The sequence below is a fragment of the Pseudomonas sp. 2822-17 genome, assembly GCF_002742485.1.
In the GTDB taxonomy this organism is placed as follows: Bacteria; Pseudomonadota; Gammaproteobacteria; order Pseudomonadales; family Pseudomonadaceae; genus Aquipseudomonas; species Aquipseudomonas cyclaminis.
Window position 1 is genome coordinate 528182 of record NZ_LJRZ01000500.1, and the last position, 23183, is coordinate 551364.

General features: G+C 61.0%; 25 protein-coding genes. 8 read left to right on the forward strand and 17 right to left on the reverse strand.

Annotation, left to right across the window (positions count from 1 at the left end; translation table 11 throughout):
* The first annotated feature begins 13 nt into the window (after positions 1-13).
* A complete protein-coding gene (locus AOA60_RS20905; RefSeq protein ID WP_099586047.1) occupies positions 14-613 on the forward strand; it encodes a hypothetical protein in 600 nt (199 codons plus the stop codon).
* Between the two features lie 100 nt (positions 614-713).
* On the opposite strand, the gene AOA60_RS20910 is transcribed toward AOA60_RS20905, so the two are convergent.
* From AOA60_RS20910 to AOA60_RS20920, 3 genes are all read right to left on the reverse strand, one after another.
* A complete protein-coding gene (locus tag AOA60_RS20910) occupies positions 714-989 on the reverse strand; it encodes an HU family DNA-binding protein (RefSeq protein WP_003176958.1) in 276 nt (91 codons plus the stop codon).
* Positions 990-1180: 191 nt separating this feature from the next.
* Complete coding sequence (locus tag AOA60_RS20915; RefSeq protein ID WP_099586048.1) at positions 1181-2329, reverse strand: NAD(P)/FAD-dependent oxidoreductase; 1149 nt, start codon at positions 2327-2329, stop codon at positions 1181-1183.
* Positions 2330-2366: 37 nt separating this feature from the next.
* Positions 2367-2534, reverse strand: coding sequence for a rubredoxin (locus AOA60_RS20920; protein ID WP_003213373.1), 168 nt, complete (start codon positions 2532-2534; stop codon positions 2367-2369).
* A gap of 196 nt (positions 2535-2730) precedes the next feature.
* On the opposite strand from AOA60_RS20920, the gene AOA60_RS20925 reads away from it, so the two are divergent.
* Entirely contained in the window at positions 2731-3294 is a 564-nt protein-coding gene (locus AOA60_RS20925; RefSeq protein WP_099586049.1) for a chorismate lyase, read from the forward strand.
* A complete protein-coding gene (gene ubiA / locus AOA60_RS20930; RefSeq protein WP_099586050.1) occupies positions 3294-4184 on the forward strand; it encodes a 4-hydroxybenzoate octaprenyltransferase in 891 nt (296 codons plus the stop codon). The genes AOA60_RS20925 and ubiA overlap by 1 nt, the downstream gene beginning before the upstream one ends.
* Before the next feature lie 113 nt (positions 4185-4297).
* Here ubiA and AOA60_RS20935 read toward each other — a convergent pair whose 3' ends face one another.
* Complete coding sequence (locus AOA60_RS20935; protein WP_099586051.1) at positions 4298-4678, reverse strand: hypothetical protein; 381 nt, start codon at positions 4676-4678, stop codon at positions 4298-4300.
* Between the two features lie 155 nt (positions 4679-4833).
* Here AOA60_RS20935 and phoB point away from each other — a divergent pair, with 155 nt between their 5' ends.
* The 3 genes from phoB (at position 4834) to AOA60_RS20950 (ending at position 8441) form a co-directional block, all read left to right on the forward strand.
* Complete coding sequence (gene phoB, locus AOA60_RS20940) at positions 4834-5523, forward strand: phosphate regulon transcriptional regulator PhoB (RefSeq protein WP_003231714.1); 690 nt, start codon at positions 4834-4836, stop codon at positions 5521-5523.
* An 82-nt stretch (positions 5524-5605) separates the two neighbouring features.
* Entirely contained in the window at positions 5606-6892 is a 1287-nt protein-coding gene (gene phoR / locus AOA60_RS20945) for a phosphate regulon sensor histidine kinase PhoR (protein ID WP_178117271.1), read from the forward strand.
* 208 nt (positions 6893-7100) lie between these two features.
* Positions 7101-8441 carry a hemolysin family protein gene (locus AOA60_RS20950; protein WP_099586053.1) on the forward strand — a complete coding sequence of 447 codons (1341 nt, stop codon included), beginning with the start codon at positions 7101-7103 and terminating at the stop codon, positions 8439-8441.
* Between the two features lie 3 nt (positions 8442-8444).
* Here AOA60_RS20950 and AOA60_RS20955 read toward each other — a convergent pair whose 3' ends face one another.
* From AOA60_RS20955 to AOA60_RS21000, 10 genes are all read right to left on the reverse strand, one after another.
* Positions 8445-9116, reverse strand: a complete 672-nt coding sequence (locus tag AOA60_RS20955; RefSeq protein ID WP_099586054.1) for a peptidoglycan DD-metalloendopeptidase family protein — start codon at positions 9114-9116, stop codon at positions 8445-8447.
* Between the two features lie 55 nt (positions 9117-9171).
* Positions 9172-9471 carry a helix-turn-helix domain-containing protein gene (locus tag AOA60_RS20960; RefSeq protein ID WP_099586055.1) on the reverse strand — a complete coding sequence of 100 codons (300 nt, stop codon included), beginning with the start codon at positions 9469-9471 and terminating at the stop codon, positions 9172-9174.
* 3 nt (positions 9472-9474) lie between these two features.
* Positions 9475-9798: a type II toxin-antitoxin system RelE/ParE family toxin gene (locus AOA60_RS20965; protein ID WP_099586056.1), complete on the reverse strand. Its 324-nt coding sequence runs from the start codon at positions 9796-9798 to the stop codon at positions 9475-9477.
* A 187-nt stretch (positions 9799-9985) separates the two neighbouring features.
* Positions 9986-10894: a response regulator gene (locus tag AOA60_RS20970; RefSeq protein ID WP_099586057.1), complete on the reverse strand. Its 909-nt coding sequence runs from the start codon at positions 10892-10894 to the stop codon at positions 9986-9988.
* Positions 10895-11062: 168 nt separating this feature from the next.
* A complete protein-coding gene (gene phoU, locus AOA60_RS20975) occupies positions 11063-11824 on the reverse strand; it encodes a phosphate signaling complex protein PhoU (RefSeq protein ID WP_053127580.1) in 762 nt (253 codons plus the stop codon).
* A 70-nt stretch (positions 11825-11894) separates the two neighbouring features.
* On the reverse strand, positions 11895-12728 hold the full coding sequence (pstB, locus tag AOA60_RS20980) for a phosphate ABC transporter ATP-binding protein PstB (protein WP_027608247.1): 834 nt from the start codon (positions 12726-12728) through the stop codon (positions 11895-11897).
* A gap of 118 nt (positions 12729-12846) precedes the next feature.
* Positions 12847-14517: a phosphate ABC transporter permease PstA gene (pstA, locus tag AOA60_RS20985; RefSeq protein ID WP_099586058.1), complete on the reverse strand. Its 1671-nt coding sequence runs from the start codon at positions 14515-14517 to the stop codon at positions 12847-12849.
* Between the two features lie 15 nt (positions 14518-14532).
* Entirely contained in the window at positions 14533-16566 is a 2034-nt protein-coding gene (locus tag AOA60_RS20990) for an ABC transporter permease subunit (protein WP_178075390.1), read from the reverse strand.
* Positions 16567-16950: 384 nt separating this feature from the next.
* Positions 16951-17937 carry a phosphate ABC transporter substrate-binding protein PstS gene (locus tag AOA60_RS20995; protein WP_099586060.1) on the reverse strand — a complete coding sequence of 329 codons (987 nt, stop codon included), beginning with the start codon at positions 17935-17937 and terminating at the stop codon, positions 16951-16953.
* A gap of 246 nt (positions 17938-18183) precedes the next feature.
* Positions 18184-19473 (reverse strand): MFS transporter, encoded by a 1290-nt coding sequence (locus tag AOA60_RS21000; RefSeq protein ID WP_099586061.1) that lies wholly within the window; start codon positions 19471-19473, stop codon positions 18184-18186.
* Between the two features lie 241 nt (positions 19474-19714).
* On the opposite strand from AOA60_RS21000, the gene AOA60_RS21005 reads away from it, so the two are divergent.
* Positions 19715-20119: an acyl-CoA thioesterase gene (locus tag AOA60_RS21005; protein ID WP_003176975.1), complete on the forward strand. Its 405-nt coding sequence runs from the start codon at positions 19715-19717 to the stop codon at positions 20117-20119.
* 57 nt (positions 20120-20176) lie between these two features.
* On the forward strand, positions 20177-21076 hold the full coding sequence (locus AOA60_RS21010) for a D-hexose-6-phosphate mutarotase (protein ID WP_099586062.1): 900 nt from the start codon (positions 20177-20179) through the stop codon (positions 21074-21076).
* Between the two features lie 55 nt (positions 21077-21131).
* On the opposite strand, the gene AOA60_RS21015 is transcribed toward AOA60_RS21010, so the two are convergent.
* From AOA60_RS21015 to AOA60_RS21025, 3 genes are all read right to left on the reverse strand, one after another.
* Positions 21132-21668: a DUF3299 domain-containing protein gene (locus AOA60_RS21015; RefSeq protein WP_099586063.1), complete on the reverse strand. Its 537-nt coding sequence runs from the start codon at positions 21666-21668 to the stop codon at positions 21132-21134.
* A gap of 77 nt (positions 21669-21745) precedes the next feature.
* A complete protein-coding gene (locus tag AOA60_RS21020; RefSeq protein WP_099586064.1) occupies positions 21746-21991 on the reverse strand; it encodes a GlsB/YeaQ/YmgE family stress response membrane protein in 246 nt (81 codons plus the stop codon).
* Between the two features lie 104 nt (positions 21992-22095).
* Positions 22096-23181, reverse strand: coding sequence for a 5-(carboxyamino)imidazole ribonucleotide synthase (locus AOA60_RS21025; protein WP_099586065.1), 1086 nt, complete (start codon positions 23179-23181; stop codon positions 22096-22098).
* Positions 23182-23183 lie beyond the last annotated feature (2 nt).

Sequence of the window (23183 nt, forward strand, 5' to 3'; positions counted from 1 at the left end):
ATTGGAGAAGAATATGAGCGCCCTTGATAACGCATTTAAAGAACTGCGCCGCGTCCACAAGAAATTTGACATCGAAGGTCGCTTCGAAAACAACGGCCAGGCAAACGCCAAATGGCCGCAAACCCTGCCTCGGTCCGCTGAGATGGACTCCTTCTACGAACTTTGCGAGCCGGTCGATGTGGAAGTCGAAACGGGCTTGACCCCCATCTGCTTTTTCAACTTGGACGCATTGGAAGACGGTCAAGTCGGCTTCAAGTGGGCAGGCGAATCCAACAAGACTGAGTTGAATGGGAACTGGCCTGCGCAACACTTGGTTTTCATGGATGACATAGGCGGTGGCAAGCCCGTTATCGCGGTGACCGATATGCCAGGCACACCCGTACTGGCGAGCTACGATGCCGTAGCACCGTTCAAGATTGCCGACTCTCTCGCTGATTTCCTGCTGGCATTCGCCAAGACTGTCGAGATCGTCCATGGAAAATTCGACATCTTTGATATCTACAACGACGATGATGAGCTTTCTAGCACGTTCGTGAAGTTACTCAAAAAGGAAGTCAGCCCCTTGTTGGGCGAGGATAACTACGAACGCTTTTTTGACTATTTCTACGGTTGAGCCCAAGCCCATAATCAGCCCCAACAAAAATGGGCACCCAACCCAGTCGGCGTGCCCATTCTTCTTACCGCCCCGCCTCCCTTCGAGACGGTACTGCGCGTTAAGCGTTAACGGTATCTTTCAGCGATTTACCCGGTTTGAACGCAACGGTGTTGCTCGCCTTGATTTTCACTGGCTCGCCAGTTTGCGGGTTTTTGCCGGTGCGGGCGCCGCGATGGCGTTGCAGGAAGGTGCCGAAGCCAACCAGGGTGACGCTGTCCTTGCGGTGCAGGGCGCCGGTGATTTCTTCGAGAACGGCGTTGAGGACGCGGTTGGCCTGTTCTTTGGTGAGATCCGCTTTTTCAGCGATTGCGGCTGCGAGTTCTGGTTTACGCATGTGTGAAGCCTCTTTGACGGTTTTTTGTTGTTATGTCCGTGCCGCTCTCTGACGGAACGGCGCCCAAAGCGCCGCAGGCTCTACTCTGCGGCAGACGGAAGTGAGGATGGCATGCCCTCGCACGCTCCGCCAGCCTCGCGGCGACCTTTCTGGGGTGAAAAACGTGCTTATTCCGACAGAACGACCAGCATTTACGCCAGTAGCGGCGGAAGTTCTTTGTTGAGGGCCAGTTTTTCCATCACGGCTGTGCCCGTCAGTGCGTAACCCAGCAGACGACCGCTGGCGTCGCGGCACAGGGCCTTGATGTCGGCGCCCTGGCCCTCGACGCTCCATACACCTTCGGTGCCCCGTGGGGGCGGCGAAACCACCAGCGGGCAGACCGGGGTTTTCACGGTGACGGGCATCGGGCCGTAACTGACGGCTGTCGCGTTGCCTGCCAGCGTCTGGGCCAGGGCGCGGGCGCAGGTCATCAGGGGCATGACGTACAGCAGGTTCAGGCCGTCGACCTCGGCGCAGTCGCCCAGGGCGTAGATATTGGCGTGGGAGGTCTTGAGGTGGCGGTCCACCATGATCCCACGGTTGATTTGCAGGCCGGCAGCGGCCGCCAGGTCCACACGCGGACGCAGGCCGATGGCCGAGACCACCAGGTCACAGGGGATCACTTCACCGTCCGACAGATGCGCTTCAAGCCCATCCGCCGTGCGCTGCAGGCGGTTGAGCACCGGGCCCAGGTGGAACCGCGCACCCAGGCCTTCCAGGCCAGCCTGTACAGCGGCAGCGGCCGCCGGATGCAGCAGGGTTGGCATCACTTGTTCGCACGGGGCGACCAGGTCGATTTCATAGCCGCCGAGGATCAGGTCGTTGGCGAATTCACAGCCGATCAGGCCGGCGCCCAGCAGTAGCACGCGGCGTTTGCCGGCCGCGGCAGTGCGAAAGCGCGCGTAGTCTTCAAGGTCGTTGATCGGGAAAATCAGTTCTGCAGCGTCGCCTTCAACCGGCACGCGCACGGTTTCTGCACCCCACGCCAGGATCAGGTCGCGGTAAGCCACAGCTTCCTCGCCGATCCACAGGCGCTTGTGGCCCGGATCGATGCCGCTGACGCGGGTGTGGGTACGCACTTGGGCCTTGAGTTGCTCGGCCATGGTGCCCGGTTCGGCCATGCTCAGGCCATCGGCTTCCTTGTTTTTGCCAAAGCCGGTGGAGAGCATGGGCTTGGAGTAGGAGCGCCCGTCATCTGCGGTGATCAGCAACAAGGGGGTTTCGCTGTCGAGTTTGCGAAACTCCCTGGCTACGTTGTAACCGGCCAATCCTGTGCCGATGATCACGACAGGTGCGTTCATTCCTTTCTCCTTGTAGTACTTTTCTGAAAGCTGAAAATTAGCCGATTTCGATCATTTCGAAATCCATTTTGCCCACGCCGCAGTCCGGGCACAGCCAGTCTTCCGGGACGTCCTGCCACAGGGTACCCGGAGCGATTCCGTCATCCGGCCAGCCGTCTTTCTCGTCATAAATCAGGCCACAGACTACACATTGCCACTTCTTCATTACTTACTTCCTCAGGGTCCAGGCATCTTGGCCGACGGTCGATAGACTCGCATTGCCGCGCGGCTCAGGGCGTTTTGTACTGATCGGGGCCGGCAGATGCAAGCGCGATCGACGCAAGGTGCCGGTTGAGCCCGGCAAAAGTCCAGGGTGCCATGGTAAGCTCGCCGCCTCTTTTGCTGCCAATTACTGACTCTCCGTGCCGCACTCAACCGCTCACCCCGATGCTTGCCAATGGCTGATCCAGAGCCGTTTGAGCCCTCTGCCCAGGCCCTTGACCCTCAATTGGCTGTTCGATGAAGGCTCGCTGACGCGACGGCTGACATGGCTGTCCGACGAGGCTTTCAGCGTGACGCCGCTGTTCGAAGGCTGGCAGCCGTTGCGGGACGATGAGTGCGTGGCCCTTGACCTGGCCCCGGCCACTGTTGGCTGGGTGCGCGAGGTGTATCTGCGCGGGCACGGCCAACCGTGGGTGTTTGCCCGCAGCGTGGCGGCGCGCAGTGCCTTGCAGGGCGACGGGCTGCACATGGATGAGTTGGGCAGCCGCTCACTGGGCGAGTTGCTGTTCTGCGATCAAGCGTTCACGCGCCAGGCCATCGAGGTGTGCCATTACCCACGGCCATGGCTGCCGACTGCAGATCAGGCCGATGAGCTGTGGGCGCGCCGCTCACGTTTTGATCGTGGGTCGCTGAGCGTGCTGGTGGCGGAAATCTTCCTGCCGAGCTTCTGGCACGCGCTGCATGACAATCCGGAGAACCGCTGATGTACCAACGTCTGCTCAAATCCCTGAACCGCCTGAACCCCAGGGCCTGGGACTTCATCCAACTGACCCGCCTGGACAAGCCCATCGGCATCTACCTGCTGCTGTGGCCGACGCTGTGGGCGCTGTGGATTGCCGGCAAGGGTTCGCCTTCATTTATCAATATCGTGATTTTCGTACTGGGCGTGGTGCTGACTCGGGCCGGTGGCTGCGTGATCAATGACTGGGCCGACCGTAAGGTTGACGGCCATGTGAAACGCACCGAGCAACGCCCGTTGGTGAGCGGCAGGATCAGTTCCAAAGAGGCGCTGGTGTTTTTTGCGGTGTTGATGGGCATCAGTTTCCTGCTGGTGCTGCTGACCAACGCCACCACCATCCTGTTATCCCTTGGCGGATTGGCGCTGGCGGCGAGTTACCCGTTCATGAAGCGCTACACCTATTACCCGCAGGTGGTATTAGGCGCCGCGTTCTCCTGGGGTATGCCGATGGCGTTCACCGCCGAAACGGGCCACCTGCCAGCCACGGCGTGGTTGTTGTACATCGCCAACCTGGTGTGGACGGTGGGCTATGACACCTATTACGCGATGACCGACCGGGACGACGACTTGAAGATCGGCGTGAAGTCCACCGCGATCCTGTTCGGCGATGCCGACCGCGTGATCATCCTGACCCTGCAGAGCCTGGCGCTGGTGTGTCTGTTGTTGGCAGGGGCGCAGTTCGAGCTGGGCGGCTGGTTCCATCTGGGGTTGCTGGCCGCTGCGGGCTGCTTTGCCTGGGAGTTCTGGTACACCCGTGACCGGGACCGCATGAAGTGCTTCAAGGCGTTTTTGCACAACCACTGGGCCGGGTTGGCGATTTTTGTGGGGATTGTGGCGGACTACGGGTTTCGCTGAGTTTTTTGTGGTGGCTGTACCGGCGCCATCGGGGGCAAGCCCCCTCCCACAGGGGTACGCATTCCCACTGTGGGAGGGGGCTTGCCCCCGATGCTTTCAGCAGCGCCGCAGGCTTATGGCTTGATGATGATGTGCCACGCACCGCCCTTGCCATCTCCGGTCTTGTCACCGGCCTTCTTGTCGTCCTTGTAGGTGTACACCGGCTTGCCTTTGTAGGCCCACTGGCTGGTCTGGTCATCACGGGTAATAACCGTCCAATCGCCCGTCTTTGTGTCTGTGGATTCAGCTTTCAGCGGCGGCCAGTTGGTCGCGCACTGGTCCTTGCACACCGACTTGCCCTCGGCATCCTTATCGAAGGTGTAGAGCGTCATGCCCTTGTGATCCACCAACATGCCGCCTTGGGGCATCGCAGGCTCCCCCGCAAACGCCAGGCCTGGCAGCGTCAACGCGGCCGTTACCAGCAGGGCTTTCCAGGAAACAGTACGGTAAGTCATCGGAACCTTCCTTTTGTGGTTGTCAGGATTCGGACCCAAAGGGTAGTCCAGAGTGCCGTGATTTGCCCGAGCGACTAAATTACTGTCACACGACTGCAATAATTCCGTTATCTAATGCGGCGCAAGACAGTTAAATGACAAGAGGATTTTTGAGCATGGTTGGCAGGAGCATTCTGATTGTTGACGACGAAGCGCCCATCCGCGAGATGATCGCCGTTGCGTTGGAAATGGCCGGCTACGACTGCCTGGAGGCGGAGAACTCCCAGCAGGCCCATGCCATTATCGTCGACCGCAAGCCGGACCTGATCCTGCTGGACTGGATGCTGCCCGGCACCTCCGGCATTGAACTGGCCCGTCGCCTCAAGCGTGATGAGCTGACCGGGGACATCCCGATCATCATGCTCACCGCCAAGGGCGAAGAGGACAACAAGATCCAGGGCCTGGAAGTCGGCGCGGATGACTACATCACCAAACCCTTTTCCCCACGGGAGTTGGTAGCGCGTCTGAAGGCCGTCTTACGCCGCGCCGGCCCGACCGACGGCGAAGCGCCGATTGAAGTCGGCGGCCTGATCCTCGACCCGATCAGCCACCGCGTCACCATCGACGGCACGCCGGCCGAGATGGGCCCTACCGAATACCGCCTGCTGCAATTTTTCATGACCCACCAGGAACGCGCCTACACCCGTGGCCAGTTGCTGGACCAGGTGTGGGGCGGCAACGTGTATGTGGAGGAGCGCACCGTCGACGTGCATATCCGCCGCTTGCGCAAAGCCTTGGGCGATGCCTACGAGAATCTGGTACAAACCGTGCGCGGCACCGGCTACCGGTTCTCCACCAAAGGCTGAGCCAACCCTTCTCCTTCCTTAACAGCTGACAAGGACGCATGTTTAAGTGAACCAGAACTGGCATGGCACCCTGATCCGCCACATGCTCCTGTTGATCACCGGCTGCTTGTTGGTCGGGCTGATCAGCGGCTACTACGGCTGGAGCCTGGCCATCGGCATCGGCCTCTACCTGGGCTGGACCCTCAAGCAACTGCTGCGCCTGCATGAATGGCTGCGCCAGCATAAGCCCGACGAAGCACCACCCGACGGCTACGGCCTGTGGGGCGAGGTGTTCGACAGCATCTACCACCTGCAACGCCGCGACCAACGGGTGCGCGGGCGCCTGCAAGCGGTGATCGACCGGGTGCAGGAGTCTACCGCCGCGCTCAAGGACGCGGTGATCATGCTCGACAGCGACGGCAACCTGGAATGGTGGAACCGCGCCGCCGAGACCCTGCTGGGCCTCAAGACGCCCCAGGACAGCGGCCAGCCGGTGACCAACCTGGTGCGCCACCCGCGCTTCAAGGAATACTTTGAGCAGGACAATTACGAAGAAGCCTTGGAAATCCCCTCGCCGACCAACGACCGGGTGCGTATCCAGCTTTACCTGACGCGCTACGGCAACAACGAGCACCTGATGCTGGTGCGCGACGTGACGCGCATCCACCAACTGGAGCAGATGCGCAAAGACTTCGTCGCCAACGTCTCCCACGAGTTGCGCACGCCGCTGACGGTGATCTGCGGCTACCTGGAGACGCTGCTCGACAACGTCGACGAGATCAACCCGCGCTGGAGCCGTGCCCTGCAGCAGATGCAGCAACAAGGTTCGCGCATGCAGACGCTGCTCAACGACCTGCTGTTGCTGGCCAAGCTTGAGGCCACCGATTACCCCTCGGACAATCATCCGGTGGGGGTGCAAAGCCTGTTGCAGACCATCAAGAATGACGCCCAGGCCCTTTCAGGCGAACGCGGGCAGCAGATCAGCCTGGAAGCCGACCCACAGGTGTTGCTCAAGGGCAGCGAGGGCGAATTGCGCAGCGCGTTCTCCAACCTGGTGTTCAACGCCGTGAAGTACACCCAGGACAAGGGCACCATCCGCATCCGCTGGTGGGCCGACGAGCAAGGCGCCCACCTGAGCGTGCAGGACTCCGGCATCGGCATCGACGCCAAGCACCTGCCGCGCCTGACCGAGCGCTTCTACCGCGTCGACTCCAGCCGCAACTCCAATACCGGCGGCACCGGGCTGGGCCTGGCGATCGTCAAGCATGTGCTGCTGCGCCACCGTGCGCGCCTGGAAATCAGCAGCGTGCTGGGGCATGGCAGCACCTTTACCTGCCATTTTCCGCCGGCGCAGGTGACGCGTTCGCGGCTCGTCGGGAATGACGAATAACTCGAATACAGCACGAAACCAACTGTGGGAGGGGGCTTGCCCCCTCCCACAGTGGATCTCCAGTGTTTTGGACAATACATTCCACGTCCCACCCGGCAGCAACCACTAGGCAAGCGCCCCGTCAGCCGCTACATTGGCCGACTTGCGCCTGCCTTTCAGGCCTGCCTGTCACCCCTTCTTGAACACACGGAACCTGCAAAACCCAATCATGGACCCTTCCCCTGGTATCACCCTCGCCACACTCTTCGCCGACTTCGGCATGATTCTTTTTGCTCTGATCCTGGTACTGCTCAACGGTTTTTTCGTTGCCGCAGAATTTGCCATGGTCAAACTGCGCTCCACCCGGGTCGAGGCCATCGCCCATACCAACGGCTGGCGCGGGCAGATTCTGCGCACCGTGCACAGCCAGCTCGACGCTTACCTGTCGGCCTGCCAGCTGGGTATCACCCTCGCCTCCCTGGGCCTGGGTTGGGTCGGTGAGCCGGCGTTTGCGCACATCCTCGAACCGCTGTTGGCCGCCGTGGGCGTCGAATCGCCGGAAGTGATCAAGGGAGTGTCGTTCTTTGCGGCGTTCTTCGTGATTTCCTACCTGCACATCGTGGTCGGTGAGTTGGCGCCCAAATCCTGGGCGATTCGCAAACCCGAGTTGCTGTCGCTGTGGACGGCTGTGCCGCTGTACCTGTTCTACTGGGCCATGTACCCGGCGATCTACCTGCTCAACGCCAGCGCCAACGCGATCCTGCGCATCGCCGGCCAAGGCGAGCCGGGCCCGCACCATGAGCATCATTACAGCCGCGAAGAACTCAAGTTGATCCTGCACTCCAGCCGTGGCCAGGACCCGAGCGACCAAGGCATGCGCGTACTGGCCTCAGCCGTGGAAATGGGCGAACTGGAAGTCGTCGACTGGGCCAACTCCCGCGAAGACCTGGTGACCCTTGAGTTCAACGCACCGCTCAAGGAAATCCTCGCGCTGTTTCGCCGCCACAAGTTCAGCCGCTACCCGGTGTACGACAGCGTCCGCCAGGAGTTCGTCGGTCTGCTGCACATCAAGGACCTGCTGCTGGAACTGGCCGAACTCGACCATATCCCCGAGTCGTTCAACCTGGCCGAGCTGACGCGCCCACTGGAGCGCGTGTCGCGCCACATGCCGCTGTCGCAATTGCTGGAACAGTTCCGCAAGGGCGGCTCGCACTTCGCCGTGGTCGAAGAGGCCGACGGCAACATCATCGGCTACCTGACCATGGAAGACGTGCTCGAAGTGCTGGTTGGCGATATCCAGGACGAACACCGCAAGGCCGAGCGCGGCATCCTGGCCTACCAGCCGGGCAAGCTGCTGGTACGCGGCGACACCCCGCTGTTCAAGGTGGAACGCCTGCTGGGCGTCGACCTGGACCATATCGAAGCCGAAACCCTGGCTGGCCTGATCTACGAAACCCTGAAACGGGTGCCGGAAGAGGAAGAAGTGCTGGAGGTTGAAGGCCTGCGGATTATCATCAAGAAGATGAAAGGGCCGAAGATCGTACTGGCCAAGGTGTTGATGCTCGACTGAGCCTCAATTGCCCAACGCAAAGTTGGGCAAGGCGCCCACCGGCTGGTTGAACTCATACGGGATCGACACCAGCCCTGCCTCGGTGGCGCGCTGTACCACAAAGTGCAGGTGCGGCCCGCTGCTGTTGCCGGTATTGCCCGACAACGCCAGCGGGCTCCCCACCGCCACACGCTGCCCCGCCCTCACACTGACCGACCCTTGCTTGAGATGCAGGTACACGCCCTGTGTGCCGTCATCATGCTGCACCCGCACAAAATTCCCCGACGCATCATTGCCGCGCCCGGCCTGCCCGTTCTCGGTCTTCACCACCACGCCACTGCGCGCGGCGATGATCGGCGTGCCTTCGGGCATGGCGATGTCCATGGCGTAGCGACTCTTGGCGTCGGTGTGGCTGAAGCTGCCGTTGGGGCCTTGGGTCAGGCGGAACGGGCCGCCGCGCCAGGGTAAGGGATAGCGGTAGGCTTGCGGTCGGTAGAGGGGTTTGGGCATATCGAGCACCGGTCGTCTTACACGCTCGACTCGGCGCTCATGCAGCTCAAACGCTTGAGCGCCCGGGGTGTGCCGGTCGCTGAAAAACACCACACCATTGGCGTCGGTGGATTTGTAGACGGTCATGGCCAAGGTCGAGGTAGTGACCGTGGCCAGCCCGCAGCACAGTAAAAGGCGAAGGAGCATGGTGTGAACCTTCCGAGATGACTGAGCGGCAGGTTAGCAAGTGTGGATGACAGCTCTATGCTGGCAGCCCATTAAAACAAATATCCACGTTCATCTGCGCGGCTGCCGACAAATTGACCAAAGCATCCAGCGAAAGTTTGTCGATCTTGCCGGTGAGTACGTCGTTGAGGCGGGGCTGACTGATACCCAGTCTTTGGGCGGCTTCTTTTTGAGAAAGCTCCCAGCCGCGGATGGTTTTGCACAGTTCCAACAACAGTTTTGAACGTAGCCGCATATTGGCGGCTTGCTGAGGGGTATCTTCCAACGCGTCCCAAACGGAGCTGAAACGTTCACCGTGAATGTTTTGAGTTGTCATGGCTTAACCTAACTCCTGCAATCTGGCGCGAGCCAGTTCGATATCCCGCCATTCGGTTTTCTGTGTGGTCTTGCGCAGTGCATGCAGCACATAAACAGCCTCAGGCCGGTTGACCACATAGAACACCCGAAACGCTCCCGACTCCTGAGTAACTCTAATCTCACTGACGCCCCGCCCTATGGTTCTCATCGGCTTGCAATCAAAAGGCTGTTCGCCCTGCTGCAAGAGGTCCAACTGAAAACCCACGGCCCTAAGGGCATCGAGTGGGAACGCTTTGAGATCCTTGAGCGAGCTTCCTAAAAACACTACGTCCTTGTGCCTTGGCATTGGCCTCTCCTTTCCTGGAAAGAAAAAGCCAAATCGACGATTCGGGCCTAAGCGGTGGACGTTTGTTTCAAGGCATAGCAAAGTCTCGATAACGCTGAAGCGTTATCGAGAGACTATATCGAAACAGATATAAATCAAACCAGAAATGGGGAGTCAGACAGCCGGTCGATTCCCGATATTCAGGCGCTTACGCACCCGGCACGAAATGCTTCTGCGCCGTGCCCCGTGCAATCAAGCGGGAGATGTAGTCGAGCTTCTGCGCATCCTGGTCGATAAACCGGAAGGTCAGTTGCAGCCAGTCGCTGTCGGGCTTGGGCTCGAAGGCGACGATGGCGTGCAGGTAGCCGTTGAGGCGGGCCACTTCGGCGTTGTCACCTTGTTCCAGGTCGAGTACGGCACTTTCCAGTACCTGCGGCAGGACTTCCGTGCGACGCACCACCAGCAGCGCTTCCTTGATGCTCAACGCTTTGATGACGCATTGCTGGGTGCCGCTGGACAGACGCAGCTGGCCCTGGCCACGACCGGCGGCCGGTGCGGCGGAAGGGGCTTGCACCGCCGGGCTGCTGAGCAGGCCTTTGCTGGGCGCCGGCGCCGCAGCTGCAACGGGGGCCGAACGCAACGCTTCAGGCTTGCCGCCTGTCAGGGCGCTCAGGGAGTCGTTGCCGAAGGCCGAGTTCATTTTGGTCGGCGCGCTGGCGACCAGCGCGTCGAGGCGGCCGACCTTGTGCAAGGCCTGCTTGACCTTGTTCAGCAGCTGTTCGTTGGTGAACGGCTTGCTGACATACCCGGAAACGCCGGCCTGAATCGCCTGCACCACGTTCTCTTTGTCGCCACGGCTGGTCACCATCACGAATGGCATTGCCTTGAGGTGCGGTTGCTCGCGGCACCAGGTCAACAGCTCCAGGCCGGACATCTCCGGCATTTCCCAGTCGCACAGCACCAGGTCGAAGGTTTCGCGCATCAGGATGGCCTGGGCCTTTTTTCCGTTCACCGCATCTTCAAGCTTGATCCCGGGGAAGTAATTGCGCAGGCACTTCTTCACCAGATCGCGGATAAACGAGGCGTCATCCACCACCAATACACTGACTTTACTCATTGACCCTTCATCCTATAAAAACTTCGGCACGCAGAACGCCTGACTAATGGCATTTTGCCAAAACTCGGTAGTCACAGCTGGACTTTATTTCTTCCGCTGCGCAAAAAATTCAGATGCCAGAAACGAAAACGCCCGGCCAAAGGCCGGGCGTTAATTTCTCGGGCAACCTTACTTATCGTCAGGTTCGCCCGGAACATTAGGGATTTGGTCGGCAGAACCTTCAACTTCGGCCTTCATACGCTTGAGGCCCATGTGCCGTACGTCGGTACCGCGCACCAGGTAGATCACCAGTTCCGAGATATTGCGCGCATGATCGCCGATCCGCTCCAGGGAACGCAGCACCCAGATAATGCTCAAGACCCGCGAGATAGAGCGCGGGTCTTCCATCATGTAGGTCGCCAGCTCACGCAGGGCGGTCTTGTATTCGCGGTCGATGACCTTGTCGTATTGCGCCACCGAGAGCGCCAGGTCGGCATCGAAGCGCGCAAACGCATCTAGGGCATCGCGCACCATGTTGCGCACCTGGTCGCCGATGTGGCGCACTTCCACGTAGCCGCGTGGCGCTTCGCCTTCTTCGCACAGCTGGATGGCGCGGCGGGCGATCTTGGTGGCTTCGTCGCCGATGCGCTCCAGGTCGATCACCGACTTGGAGATGCTGATGATCAAACGCAGGTCCGAGGCCGCCGGCTGGCGACGGGCGAGAATGCGCAGGCATTCCTCGTCGATATTGCGTTCCATCTGATTGATCTGGTCGTCGATCTCACGCACCTGCTGGGCCAGGCCCGAGTCGGCCTCGATCAGCGCGGTCACGGCGTCGTTGACTTGCTTCTCCACCAAGCCGCCCATCGCCAGGAGGTGGCTGCGCACTTCCTCAAGCTCGGCGTTGAACTGCGCGGAGATGTGATGGGTAAGGCCTTCTTTGCTAATCATGTTGGCGTCCTTGGAGCGTCCGGTAAGGTGCGGAGAACCGCAGCGTCAATGCAATCAGAACCACAGCTTCCTAGCCGTAGCGACCGGTGATGTAGTCTTCGGTCTGCTTTTTCGCCGGATTGGTGAACAGGGTATCGGTATCGCCGAATTCCACCAGCTTGCCCATGTACATGAACGCGGTGTAGTCGGAAACTCGCGCCGCCTGTTGCATGTTGTGGGTCACGATGACGATGGTGAACTTGGACTTGAGCTCGTAGATCAGCTCTTCCACTTTCAGGGTCGAGATGGGGTCGAGTGCCGAGCAGGGTTCGTCGAGCAGCAGCACTTCCGGCTCCACGGCGATGGTACGGGCGATCACCAGACGTTGCTGCTGACCGCCGGACAAGCCCAGTGCCGACTCGTGCAGGCGGTCCTTGACCTCATCCCACAGCGCCGCGCCTTTCAAGGCCCACTCCACGGCTTCGTCGAGGATGCGCTTCTTGTTGATGCCCTGGATACGCAGGCCGTAGACCACGTTTTCGTAGATGGTCTTGGGGAACGGGTTGGGCTTCTGGAACACCATGCCCACGCGGCGACGCAACTCGGCCACGTCTTCGCCTTTGCGGTAGATGTTGGTGCCGTAGAGGTTGATCGCACCGTCCACACGGCAACCGTCGACCAGGTCGTTCATGCGGTTGAAGGTGCGCAACAGCGTGGACTTGCCGCAGCCCGACGGGCCGATGAAGGCAGTCACGCGCTGCTTGGGGATGTTCATGCTGACGTCGAACAGCGCCTGCTTGTCACCGTAGTACAGGCTCAGGCCTGGCACTTCGATGGCCACGGTTTCCTGGGCCAGGCTCAGGCTCTGCTTGTCGCGACCCAGGGCAGACATGTTGATGCCGTGGGAATGGGTGTCGTGTTGCATGGGATGCTCCCTGTGCTACCAATTCAGTTCGTTGAACCGCCGGAGCGGTTTACTCAAATTCTGTGTATGGCGCGGTCCAGTGTGGGAGGGGGCAAGCCCCCTCCCACATTGGATCGTGTCAGCTGTCCAACGCTTTGTATTTCTCGCGCAGGTGGTTACGTATCCACACCGCCGACAAGTTGAGCGTGGCGATCACCAGTACCAGCAGCAAGGCGGTGGCGTACACCAGTGGCCGTGCGGCTTCGACGTTGGGGCTCTGGAAGCCGACGTCATAAATGTGGAAGCCCAAGTGCATGATCTTCTGGTCCAGGTGCAGGTACGGGTAGTTGCCGTCCAGCGGCAGCGACGGGGCCAGTTTCACCACGCCTACCAGCATCAGCGGCGCCACTTCGCCGGCGGCACGGGCCACGGCGAGGATCATGCCGGTCATCATGGCCGGGCTGGCCATCGGCAGCACGATCTTCCACAGCGTTTCCGCCTTGGTCGCGCCCAGCGCCAGGGAACCTTCACGCACAGTGCGGGGAATCCGCGCCAGGCCTTCTTCGGTGGCCACGATCACCACCGGCACCGCCAGCAGCGCCAGGGTCAGCGAGGCCCACAGCAGGCCAGGCGTACCGAAGGTCGGTGCCGGCAGGGCTTCGGCGAAGAACAGGCGGTCAACCGAGCCACCCAGTACATACACGAAGAAGCCCAGGCCGAACACGCCGTAGACGATGGCCGGTACACCGGCCAGGTTGTTCACAGCGATGCGGATGATGCGGGTCAGGGTGTTCTGCTTGGCGTATTCACGCAGGTACACCGCCGCCAGTACGCCGAACGGGGTCACGATCATCGCCATGATCAGGGTCATCATCACAGTGCCGAAGATGGCCGGGAAGATCCCGCCTTCAGTGTTGGCTTCCCGTGGGTCATCGCTCAAAAATTCCCAGACTTTGCTGAAGTAGAAGCCGATCTTGGTCAGCGTGCCCATGGCATTCGGCTGGTAGGCGTGCACCACTTTGCCGATGCCGATTTCGATTTCCTTGCCGTTGCCATCGCGAGCAGTCAGCGCATCGCGGTTGAACTGGGCGTGCAGGTCGGCCAGACGCGCTTCGATGTCCTGGTAACGGGCATTCAGCTCGGCGCGGTCAGCATCCATATCAGCCTGGGCGGTGGCATCGAGCTTGCCTTCCAGCTCCAGTTTACGACCGTGCAGGCGGATGCGTTCGAGGCCGGCGTTGATCGCGCCGATATCGGTTTTTTCCAGGCTCTTGAGCTGGGCGGCCAGCTTGTTGACGCGGTCGACGCGGGCTTGCAGTTCCGGCCACGCGGCCTCGCCTTCAGCGATGACCTTGCCATCCTGCTTGACGTTGACCAGGGTGCCGTAGAAGTTGCCCCACTCACGCCGCTCGATCGCCATCAGGTTTTTCGGCGTGGTCTGGTCCTTCAGCCATTCGCCGACGATCCAGGTGAAGTCGTTGCCATTCAAGTCCCGGTTGCCGACCTTGATCAGCTCGCGGGTCATGAATTCCGGGCCTTCATCGGGCACCGGCAGGCCAGCACTTTTCAGGCGCTCGCGGGGCACTTCTTCTTTCTGCACCACTTCGCCGATGACGATATGGTTTTCCTGGCCCGGCACGCTGTAGTTGGCCTGGATCAGGTCAGCCGGCCAGAAGTGGCCCAAACCACGCACCGCAATCACGGCCAGCAACCCAATGGTCATGATGACCGCGATGGACACCGCGCCACCGCTGATCCAGACGCCGGGGGCGCCGCTCTTGAACCATCCATTCAGGGAGTTCTGTTTCACAGACTTCTACCTTTCTTAAAGCGACGAGTATTTCTTGCGCAGACGCTGACGGATCAGCTCGGCGAGGGTGTTCATGATGAAGGTGAACAGCAGCAGCACCAGTGCCGAGAGGAACAGCACGCGGTAGTGACTGCCGCCCACTTCCGACTCCGGCATTTCCACCGCGACGTTGGCCGCGAGCGTTCGCAGGCCTTCGAACAGGTTCATCTCCATCACCGGCGTGTTGCCGGTGGCCATCAGCACGATCATGGTCTCGCCGACTGCACGGCCCATGCCGATCATCAGGGCGGAGAAGATGCCCGGGCTGGCGGTCAGGATCACCACCCGCGTCATGGTCTGCCACGGCGTGGCACCCAGGGCCAGCGAGCCCAGGGTCAGGCCGCGCGGCACGCTGAACACGGCGTCTTCGGCGATGGAGTAGATGTTCGGGATCACCGCGAACCCCATGGCCAGGCCGACCACCAGCGCGTTGCGCTGGTCGTAGGTGATTCCCAGGTCGTGGGAGATCCACATGCGCATGTCGCCGCCGAAGAACCAGGTTTCCAGGTACGGGCTCATGTACAGCGAGAGCCAGCCCACAAACAGGATCACCGGGATCAGGATCGCGCTTTCCCAGCCATCGGGGACGCGCAGGCGAATCGACTCCGGCAAGCGGCTGAACACAAAGCCCGCCACCAGGATGCCAATCGGCAGCAGCATCAGCAGGCTGAAAATCCCCGGTAGATGCCCTTCCACGTATGGCGCCAGGAACAGGCCGGCGAAGAAGCCGAGGATCACGGTCGGCATCGCCTCCATCAACTCGATCACCGGCTTGACCTTGCGGCGCAGGCTCGGGGCCATGAAATAGGCGGTGTAGATCGCAGCGGCGACGGCCAGCGGTGCGGCCAGCAGCATGGCGTAGAACGCGGCCTTCAAGGTACCGAAGGTCAGCGGGGCCAGGCTCATCTTGGGTTCGAAGTCGGTGTTGGCAGCGGTCGATTGCCAGACGTATTTAGGTTCGTCGTAGTTTTCGTACCAGACCTTGCTCCACAACGCGCTCCAGGACACTTCCGGGTGCGGGTTGTCGAGCAGCAACGGTTGCAGCTTGCCGCCGGCTTCCACGATTACGCGGTTGGCCCGTGGCGACAGGCCGAACACGCCCTGGCCGTCGACCACCGGGTCGACCAGCAAAGTGCGATGGGCGGTGCTGTGGAACACACCGAACTGGCCGGAAGCGTCGAGGGCGGTGAAGCCCTTGCGGCGTTCTTCGGCGGTGATTTCAACGATGGGCGCCGTGCCCATCTGGAAGGTACGGATCTGCTTGAAGCGCTGCTCGCCATCCGGATCGCGGGCCATGAACCACTGGGCCAGGCCGCCTTTGGAGTTACCGATGATCAGCGAGATACCGCCGACCAGTTGGGTACTGGCGGTGATTTCGGCGTTGCCATCTTCCAACAGTTTGTAGCGGCCGTTGAGGCTCTTGTCGCGCAGGCTGAACACATCGGCCAGGGCACGGCCGTTGATCACATACAGCCACTGCTGGCGCGGGTCGATGAAGATCGCCTTCACCGGCTCGGTCATTTGCGGCAGCTCGACACGCTTCTGCTCGCTGGTGACTTCGCCAGTCATCATGTTCTCTTCGCGGCTCAGGGTCAGCACGCTCAGGTGCGAACCGGCCGAACCTGCCACCACTAGGGAGGTGTCAGTGGCGTTGAGGGCTACATGCTCCAACGGGCGACCGGCGTCATCCAGCACGATCGGCGTTTCACCGTAAGGGTATTCAATCGCTGGCGTGATGGTTTTCTTGCCGTCCGGGTAGGACACTTTGTAGGTGTGGCGGAACACCAACGATTGGCCATTGGACAAACCAAGGATCACCAGCGGGCTGCCTGGCTGGTCTTCACCGATGGACGCGACGCTGGTCCCCACGGGAAGCGCCAGGTCGACGCGTTTGAGCTCGGCGCCAGTCTCTACATTAAAGAACAGCGCCTGGCCCTTGTCGGAAACCCGCATGCCGACCTGGTTCTGCTCTTCGAGGGAGATCATCAGCGGCTTGCCGGCGTCCTGGATCCAGGCCGGGGTGAGCGCCTCTTCCTTGGTCAACGAGGCACCCTGGAACAACGGCGCGACGACGTAGGCGAGGAAGAAGAAGATCAGGGTGATAGCACCGAGGACGGCGAGGCCGCCCACCAGCACGTACCAACGGGTCAGGCGATCTTTGAGCGCGCGAATGCGGCGCTTGCGTTGCAGCTCAGGCGTATTGAAATCAATGCGCTTGGGAGGAGAAGTCGTCGTCATGGTGGAATTGGCCAGATCATTCATGCGCACACCCTAGCGATCCTGTATGACAGAAAGATGACAGTGCAGTGACGCAACAAATCCGCCGCGAAGCATAGCTGGCAGCGGACTAGAAAATTCGGATGCGGGGCCGGTATGCCGGCCCCGCGAAGGCAATCAGTTGCCTTCTTTCAGACCCAGGTCAGCCAGGGCCTTGGCGGCCACTTTGGCTGGCAGTGGGATGTAGCCATCTTTCACTACAACTTCCTGGCCCTGTTTGGACAGAACCAGTTTCACGAACTCAGCTTCCAGCGGAGCCAGAGGCTTGTTCGGGGCTTTGTTGACATACACGTAGAGGAAACGCGACAGCGGGTACTTGCCGTTCAGGGCGTTTTCTTCGGTGTCTTCGATGTAGTCAGTGCTGCCTTTCTTGGCCAGAGGCACGGTTTTCACGCTGGCGGTCTTGTAACCGATGCCCGAGTAACCGATGCCGTTCAGCGAGGAGCTGATCGACTGCACGACCGAAGCCGAGCCTGGTTGTTCATTCACGTTAGGCTTGTAATCGCCTTTGCACAGGGCTTCTTCCTTGAAGTAGCCGTAGGTGCCGGACACCGAGTTACGACCGAACAGCTGCACTGGCTTGTTGGCCAGGTCGCCGGTCACGCCCAGCTCGCCCCAGGTTTTCACGTCGGCTTTGCCGCCGCACAGACGCGTCGAGGAGAAGATCGCGTCCACTTGCTCCATGGTCAGGTGCTGGATCGGGTTGTCCTTGTGCACGAACACGGCCAGGGCATCCACGGCCACCGGGATAGCGGTTGGCTTGTAGCCGTACTTCTGCTCGAAGGCAGCCAGTTCGGTGTCCTTCATCTTGCGGCTCATCGGGCCCAGGTTGGAGGTGCCTTCAGTCAGCGCAGGTGGCGCAGTAGCGGAGCCGGCAGCTTGAATCTGGATGTTGACGTTCGGGTATTCCTTTTTGTAACCCTCGGCCCACAGGGTCATCAGGTTAGCCAGGGTATCGGAACCGACGCTGGACAAGTTGCCCGACACACCAGTGGTCTTAACGTACGCCGGGATTGCCGGATCAACACCAGCGGCCACCGCGTTGGCGGTCGCAACGCCAGCAGCGACAAAAGTCATTGCCGCCATCAAACGTTTCAGTTTCATGCCTTGCTCCTAGCAGATAGGGATAGTTGGATCGGGGCCAAGTATCGGTAGGCCGTGTGAACACTCTATGTCTGCAATGTGACAGTTAGATGAAAGGCCACTATTTAAGAATTTCCTGACAGGAAGGGAGAAGGCCAATGAATAAGGGACTTGCGAGGAGGTTGGAGCGCTTGAAGCGGGGGGTTCGCAAACCCCTATAGAGCCTGTGGCGAGCGAGCTTGCTCGCCACAGGGGAACCGGGTGATTTTAACGCCCGCGTTTCCACAGATACACGCCTACTCCCATCCCCATCACACACAGGGCAGCCACGTAGTAAGACGGGCCCATCGGGCTTTCTTTCATCAGCAGCGAGACCGCCAGTGGCGTCAGACCGCCGAACACGGCATAGGCCACGTTGTAGGAAAACGACAAGCCGCTGAAACGCACCACGGGTGGGAAGGCTTTGACCATCACGTACGGCACCACGCCGATTGTGCCGACAAACAGGCCGGTCAAGGCGTACAGCGGGAACAGCCAGTCCGGGTGGGCCAACAGGCTGTGGTAGAGCGTCCAAGAAGTGGCCAGCAGCAGCGCGCAACCGCTAATGAGCACGCGGCCCGCACCGAAGCGGTCAGCCAAGGCGCCGGAGGCGATGCAGCCCAGGCTCAGGGTCACGATGGCCAGGCTGTTGGCTTGCAGCGCTACGGTCGGGCTGAAGTGGTAGATGGTTTGCAGCACGGTCGGGGTCATGAGGATAACCACCACCACGCCGGCCGACAGCAACCAGGTCAGCAGCATCGACAGCACGATGGCGCCACGGTGGTCGCGCAGTACCGCGCGCAATGGCAGCTCGGCGGCCAACGTCTTGCGTTGCTGCATTTCGGCGAAGATCGGCGTTTCGTGCAGCCAGCGACGCAGGTACACCGACAGCAGGCCGAACACGCCACCCAACAGGAACGGAACACGCCAGGCGTAATCCGAGACCTGCTCAGGGGTGTAAAGCGTGTTGATTGCGGTGGCCACCAGCGAACCCAGCAGGATACCGGCCGTAAGGCCGCTGGTCAGGGTACCGCAGGCGTAGCCGATATGGCGTGGCGGTACGTGTTCGGAGACGAACACCCACGCGCCCGGCACTTCGCCGCCAATCGCCGCGCCCTGGATGACGCGCATCAGCAGCAACAGGATCGGTGCCCACAGGCCGATCTGCGCGTAGGTCGGCAGCAGGCCCATGATCAGGGTCGGTACGGCCATCATGAAGATGCTCAGGGTGAACATTTTCTTGCGGCCCAGCAGGTCGCCGAAGTGCGCCATGATGATGCCGCCCAGTGGGCGGGCCAGGTAACCGGCGGCGAAGATGCCGAAGGTTTGCATCATGCGCAGCCATTCAGGCATGTCGGCAGGGAAGAACAGTTTTCCGACCACGGTGGCGAAAAACACGAAAATGATGAAATCGTAGAACTCCAGCGCCCCGCCCAAGGCAGACAGCGACAGGGTTTTGTAGTCGTTGCGGGTCAGCGGGCGCGAAGGCTGCGCACTGCTTGCGGGCACGGAGGACATGGCAAGGCTTCTCTTATTAGTCAGGACGGCAGATCCGGTGTGCTGGCTGAGCCAGGACGGGTTGGGCAAGATAGCAAATCGCTTGCAAAAGCACATCACAAGCACAGTTGCCGCAAAAAGCCGCGATACAGCGGCCAATTGCCGACCAAATCAGCCACAGAAGGTCGTCGCGGCGCAAGGGTGTCGATATACTCGGCCCACGCACGCGCAAGAACCCGCAGTCTTGAGAGGCATCTCCGGCATGATCGAACTCGAACAAGAAGACCCTATCCCGCAAGGCGACCTCGCCCTGCAAATCACCGCGCTTCCGCGCGAGACCAACGGCTTTGGCGATATCTTCGGCGGCTGGCTGGTCGCGCAGATGGACCTGGCCGGCACGGCAATGGCCAGCAAGGTCGCGGGCGGTCGCGTGGCCACCGTGGCGATTGATCGCATGGCGTTTCTGGTGCCGGTGGCAGTGGGCGCGCAGTTGTCCTTCTATACTCAGGCCCTGGAAATCGGCCGCAGCTCGATCCAGATGATGGTCGAAGTGTGGAGCGACGACCCGCTGTCCAGCGAATGGCGCAAGGTCACCGAGGCGGTGTTTGTGTTCGTCGCCATCGACGGCAGTGGCCGCACGCGTTCGGTGCCGTCGCGCGCACGTTAAACCTCGCCGGGTTTTGACGGTCCATTGCCCCATTGCCTGCCATGAAGAGTGCTGTGTATGCCTACGCCCCACGTTGAAACCCTGAAAATCGACGAGCTGGACTGCTGGCGTATCCGCCACAACGGCGCGCAATTGATGGTCGCCCAGCAGGGCGCGCATATCTTCAGTTACGGGCGTGAGGGCGAGCAGCCGCTGATCTGGTCTAACCCGGCGGCGGTGTTCAAGCAAGGCAAAGGCATCCGAACCGGTGTACCGGTGTGCTGGCCATGGTTTGGCGTGTTCGACCGTAACCCGCAAAGCGTAAAGGCGATGCGCCAGAGTGACCAACCTGCCGGCGCCCACGGTTTTGCGCGTACGGCACGCTGGGAATTGGCGGGGAGCGAACTGGAAGGCGAAGCCCTGCGCGTGGACCTGACACTGCCCGTACCGGCAGGCGGCTTCCCCGGCTGGCCCCATCAGGTTGACCTGACACTGAGCCTGCGGCTGGACGACCAACTGCACATCCGCCTGACCAGCCATAACCGGGGCACCGACACCGTCACCCTGAGCCAGGCGCTGCACACCTACTTCGCCGTCAGCGATGTGCGCAACGTGCAGGTCGACGGCCTGGACGGCTCGGCGTACATCGACACCGCCGATGGCTGGAGCGAGAAGAAGCAATCCGGCCTGCTGCACTTCAGTGCCGAGACCGACCGCATCTATCTCGACACGCCTGCAGAGCTGACCATCATCGACAAGGATTGGCGGCGCCGTATCCAGCTCATCAGCGAAGGCTCGAAATCCACCGTGATCTGGAACCCCTGGACCGAACGCGCCAAGGCCTTCGACGACATGGCCGACGATGGCTGGACAGGCATGCTGTGCATCGAGACGGCGAATGTGCTGAAGGATGTGGTGGCGCTGGCGCCGGGTGAACATCACACGTTGGGCGTGAGCATCTGCGGTATAGCTCTGTAAACCCAATCAAATGTGGGAGGGGCAAGCCCCCTCCCACATGGTTATGTGTCGGGTTCTAGAGGTCTGACTCCTTCACCACCCGCACCTTCCCCGCATCCAGCGCATACGCCGCATCCGCCAAGTCATTGTTAACCTTCTCCACCTTCAACGTGCCCGTCACCCACAGCGGCGTGTAGATATCATCCAGCTTCAGCCCCTTGGGATAACGCACCAGCACCAATTGATTAGGCGGCGGTGGCGGCACGTGGATGCACGCGCCTGGGTACGGCACCAGGAAGAACAGCGTGCTACGGCCCTTGGCATCGGTTTCCAACGGCACCGGGTAGCCGCCGATACGGATGTTCTTGCCGTTCATGGCCGCCACGGTCTTGGTCGAATACATCACCGCGGGCAAGCCTTTGCTCTGCTTCAAACCACCCTTGTCGGTAAAGGTGCCTTGAGCTTCCGGGGAGTTGTGGTCGATCTCGGGCATGGCTTCGAGGGCCTTTTGGTCCGACATCGGCATCAGGTCGAGCCAGTCGGTTTCCGGCAATTCACTGGCGTGCGCCAGGCCAGAGCCCAGCAGGAGGAGAGTCAACAGAAGACGGCGCATGGAGAGGCTCGGCAATTACAAGTGCCGAGCATTCTAGCCCTCTGCGCCTGCGCAGCGCAGAGGACTTTGTCGGCTGATTACTTCTTTTTGATCAGGCCGTAGATCACCAGCAGGATGATCGCCCCGACCAGCGCGCCCAGAAAGCCTGCGCCCTGACCTGCTTGGTAGATACCCAGTGCCTGACCACCGTAGGTCGCGGCCAGGGAGCCGGCGATACCCAGCAGGATGGTCATGATCCAGCCCATGCTGTCGTCGCCTGGCTTGAGGAAACGCGCGAGCAGGCCGACGATCAAGCCGATAAAGATGGTTCCGATGATACCCATGGCATTTCCCTCTGAATGAAGTGAGCTATGCCAAAGCCTAGTCAGGCTTTGGCATCCTGCAATCAGAGAGACGACGGCCACCAATGGTTCCCGTCGGGCTTGGCTTATTGCTCGGCGATCAGCGCTTCAACCTTGAGGATCTGCGCTTGCAGCGTCGCGCGGTCCTTGCAGCGCAGGTTGGCGTGGCCGACCTTGCGCCCGGCCTTGAAGGCTTTGCCGTAGTGATGCACGTGGCAATCGTCAATCGCCATCACACGCTCAACCGGCGGCACCACACCGATGAAGTTGAGCATGGCGCTCTCGCCGATCTTGGCCGTGGAGCCCAGGGGCAAGCCCGCTACCGCCCGCAGGTGGTTTTCGAACTGGCTGCACTCGGCGCCTTCAGTAGTCCAGTGCCCGGAGTTGTGCACGCGCGGGGCGATTTCGTTGGCCTTGAGGCCGCCGTCGACTTCAAAGAATTCGAACGCCATCACGCCGACATAATCCAGTTGCTTGAGCACACGGCTGGAATAGTCTTCGGCCAGCGCCTGCAACGGGTGCTCGGTACTGGCCACGGACAGCTTGAGAATGCCGCTGTCGTGGGTGTTGTGCACCAATGGGTAAAAGCGGGTCTCGCCATCACGGGCCCGCACGGCAATCAGCGAGACTTCACCGGTGAACGGCACGAAGCCTTCCAGCAGGCAGGCGACGCTGCCCAGTTCGGCGAAGGTGCCGACCACATCGGCAGCGGTGCGCAGGACCTTCTGGCCCTTGCCGTCGTAACCCAGGGTACGGGTTTTCAACACGGCTGGCAGGCCGATGCTGGCGACAGCGGCGTCCAGGTCCGCCTGGGACTGGATGTCGGCGAAGGCGGGAGTCGGAATGCCCAGGTCCTTGAACATGCTCTTTTCGAACCAGCGGTCGCGAGCAATGCGCAGGGCTTCGGCGCTCGGGTACACCGGCACGAACTGCGACAGGAAGGCCACGGTTTCGGCCGGGACGCTTTCGAACTCGAAGGTCACCAGGTCGACCTCATCGGCCAGTTGGCGCAGGTGGTCCGGGTCGCTGTAGTCAGCACGCAGGTGTTCACCCAGGGCCGCAGCGCAGGCGTCCGGCGCCGGGTCCAGGAAAGCGAAGTTCATCCCCAGCGGGGTACCCGCCAAAGCCAGCATGCGGCCCAGTTGGCCGCCACCGATTACACCGATTTTCATCG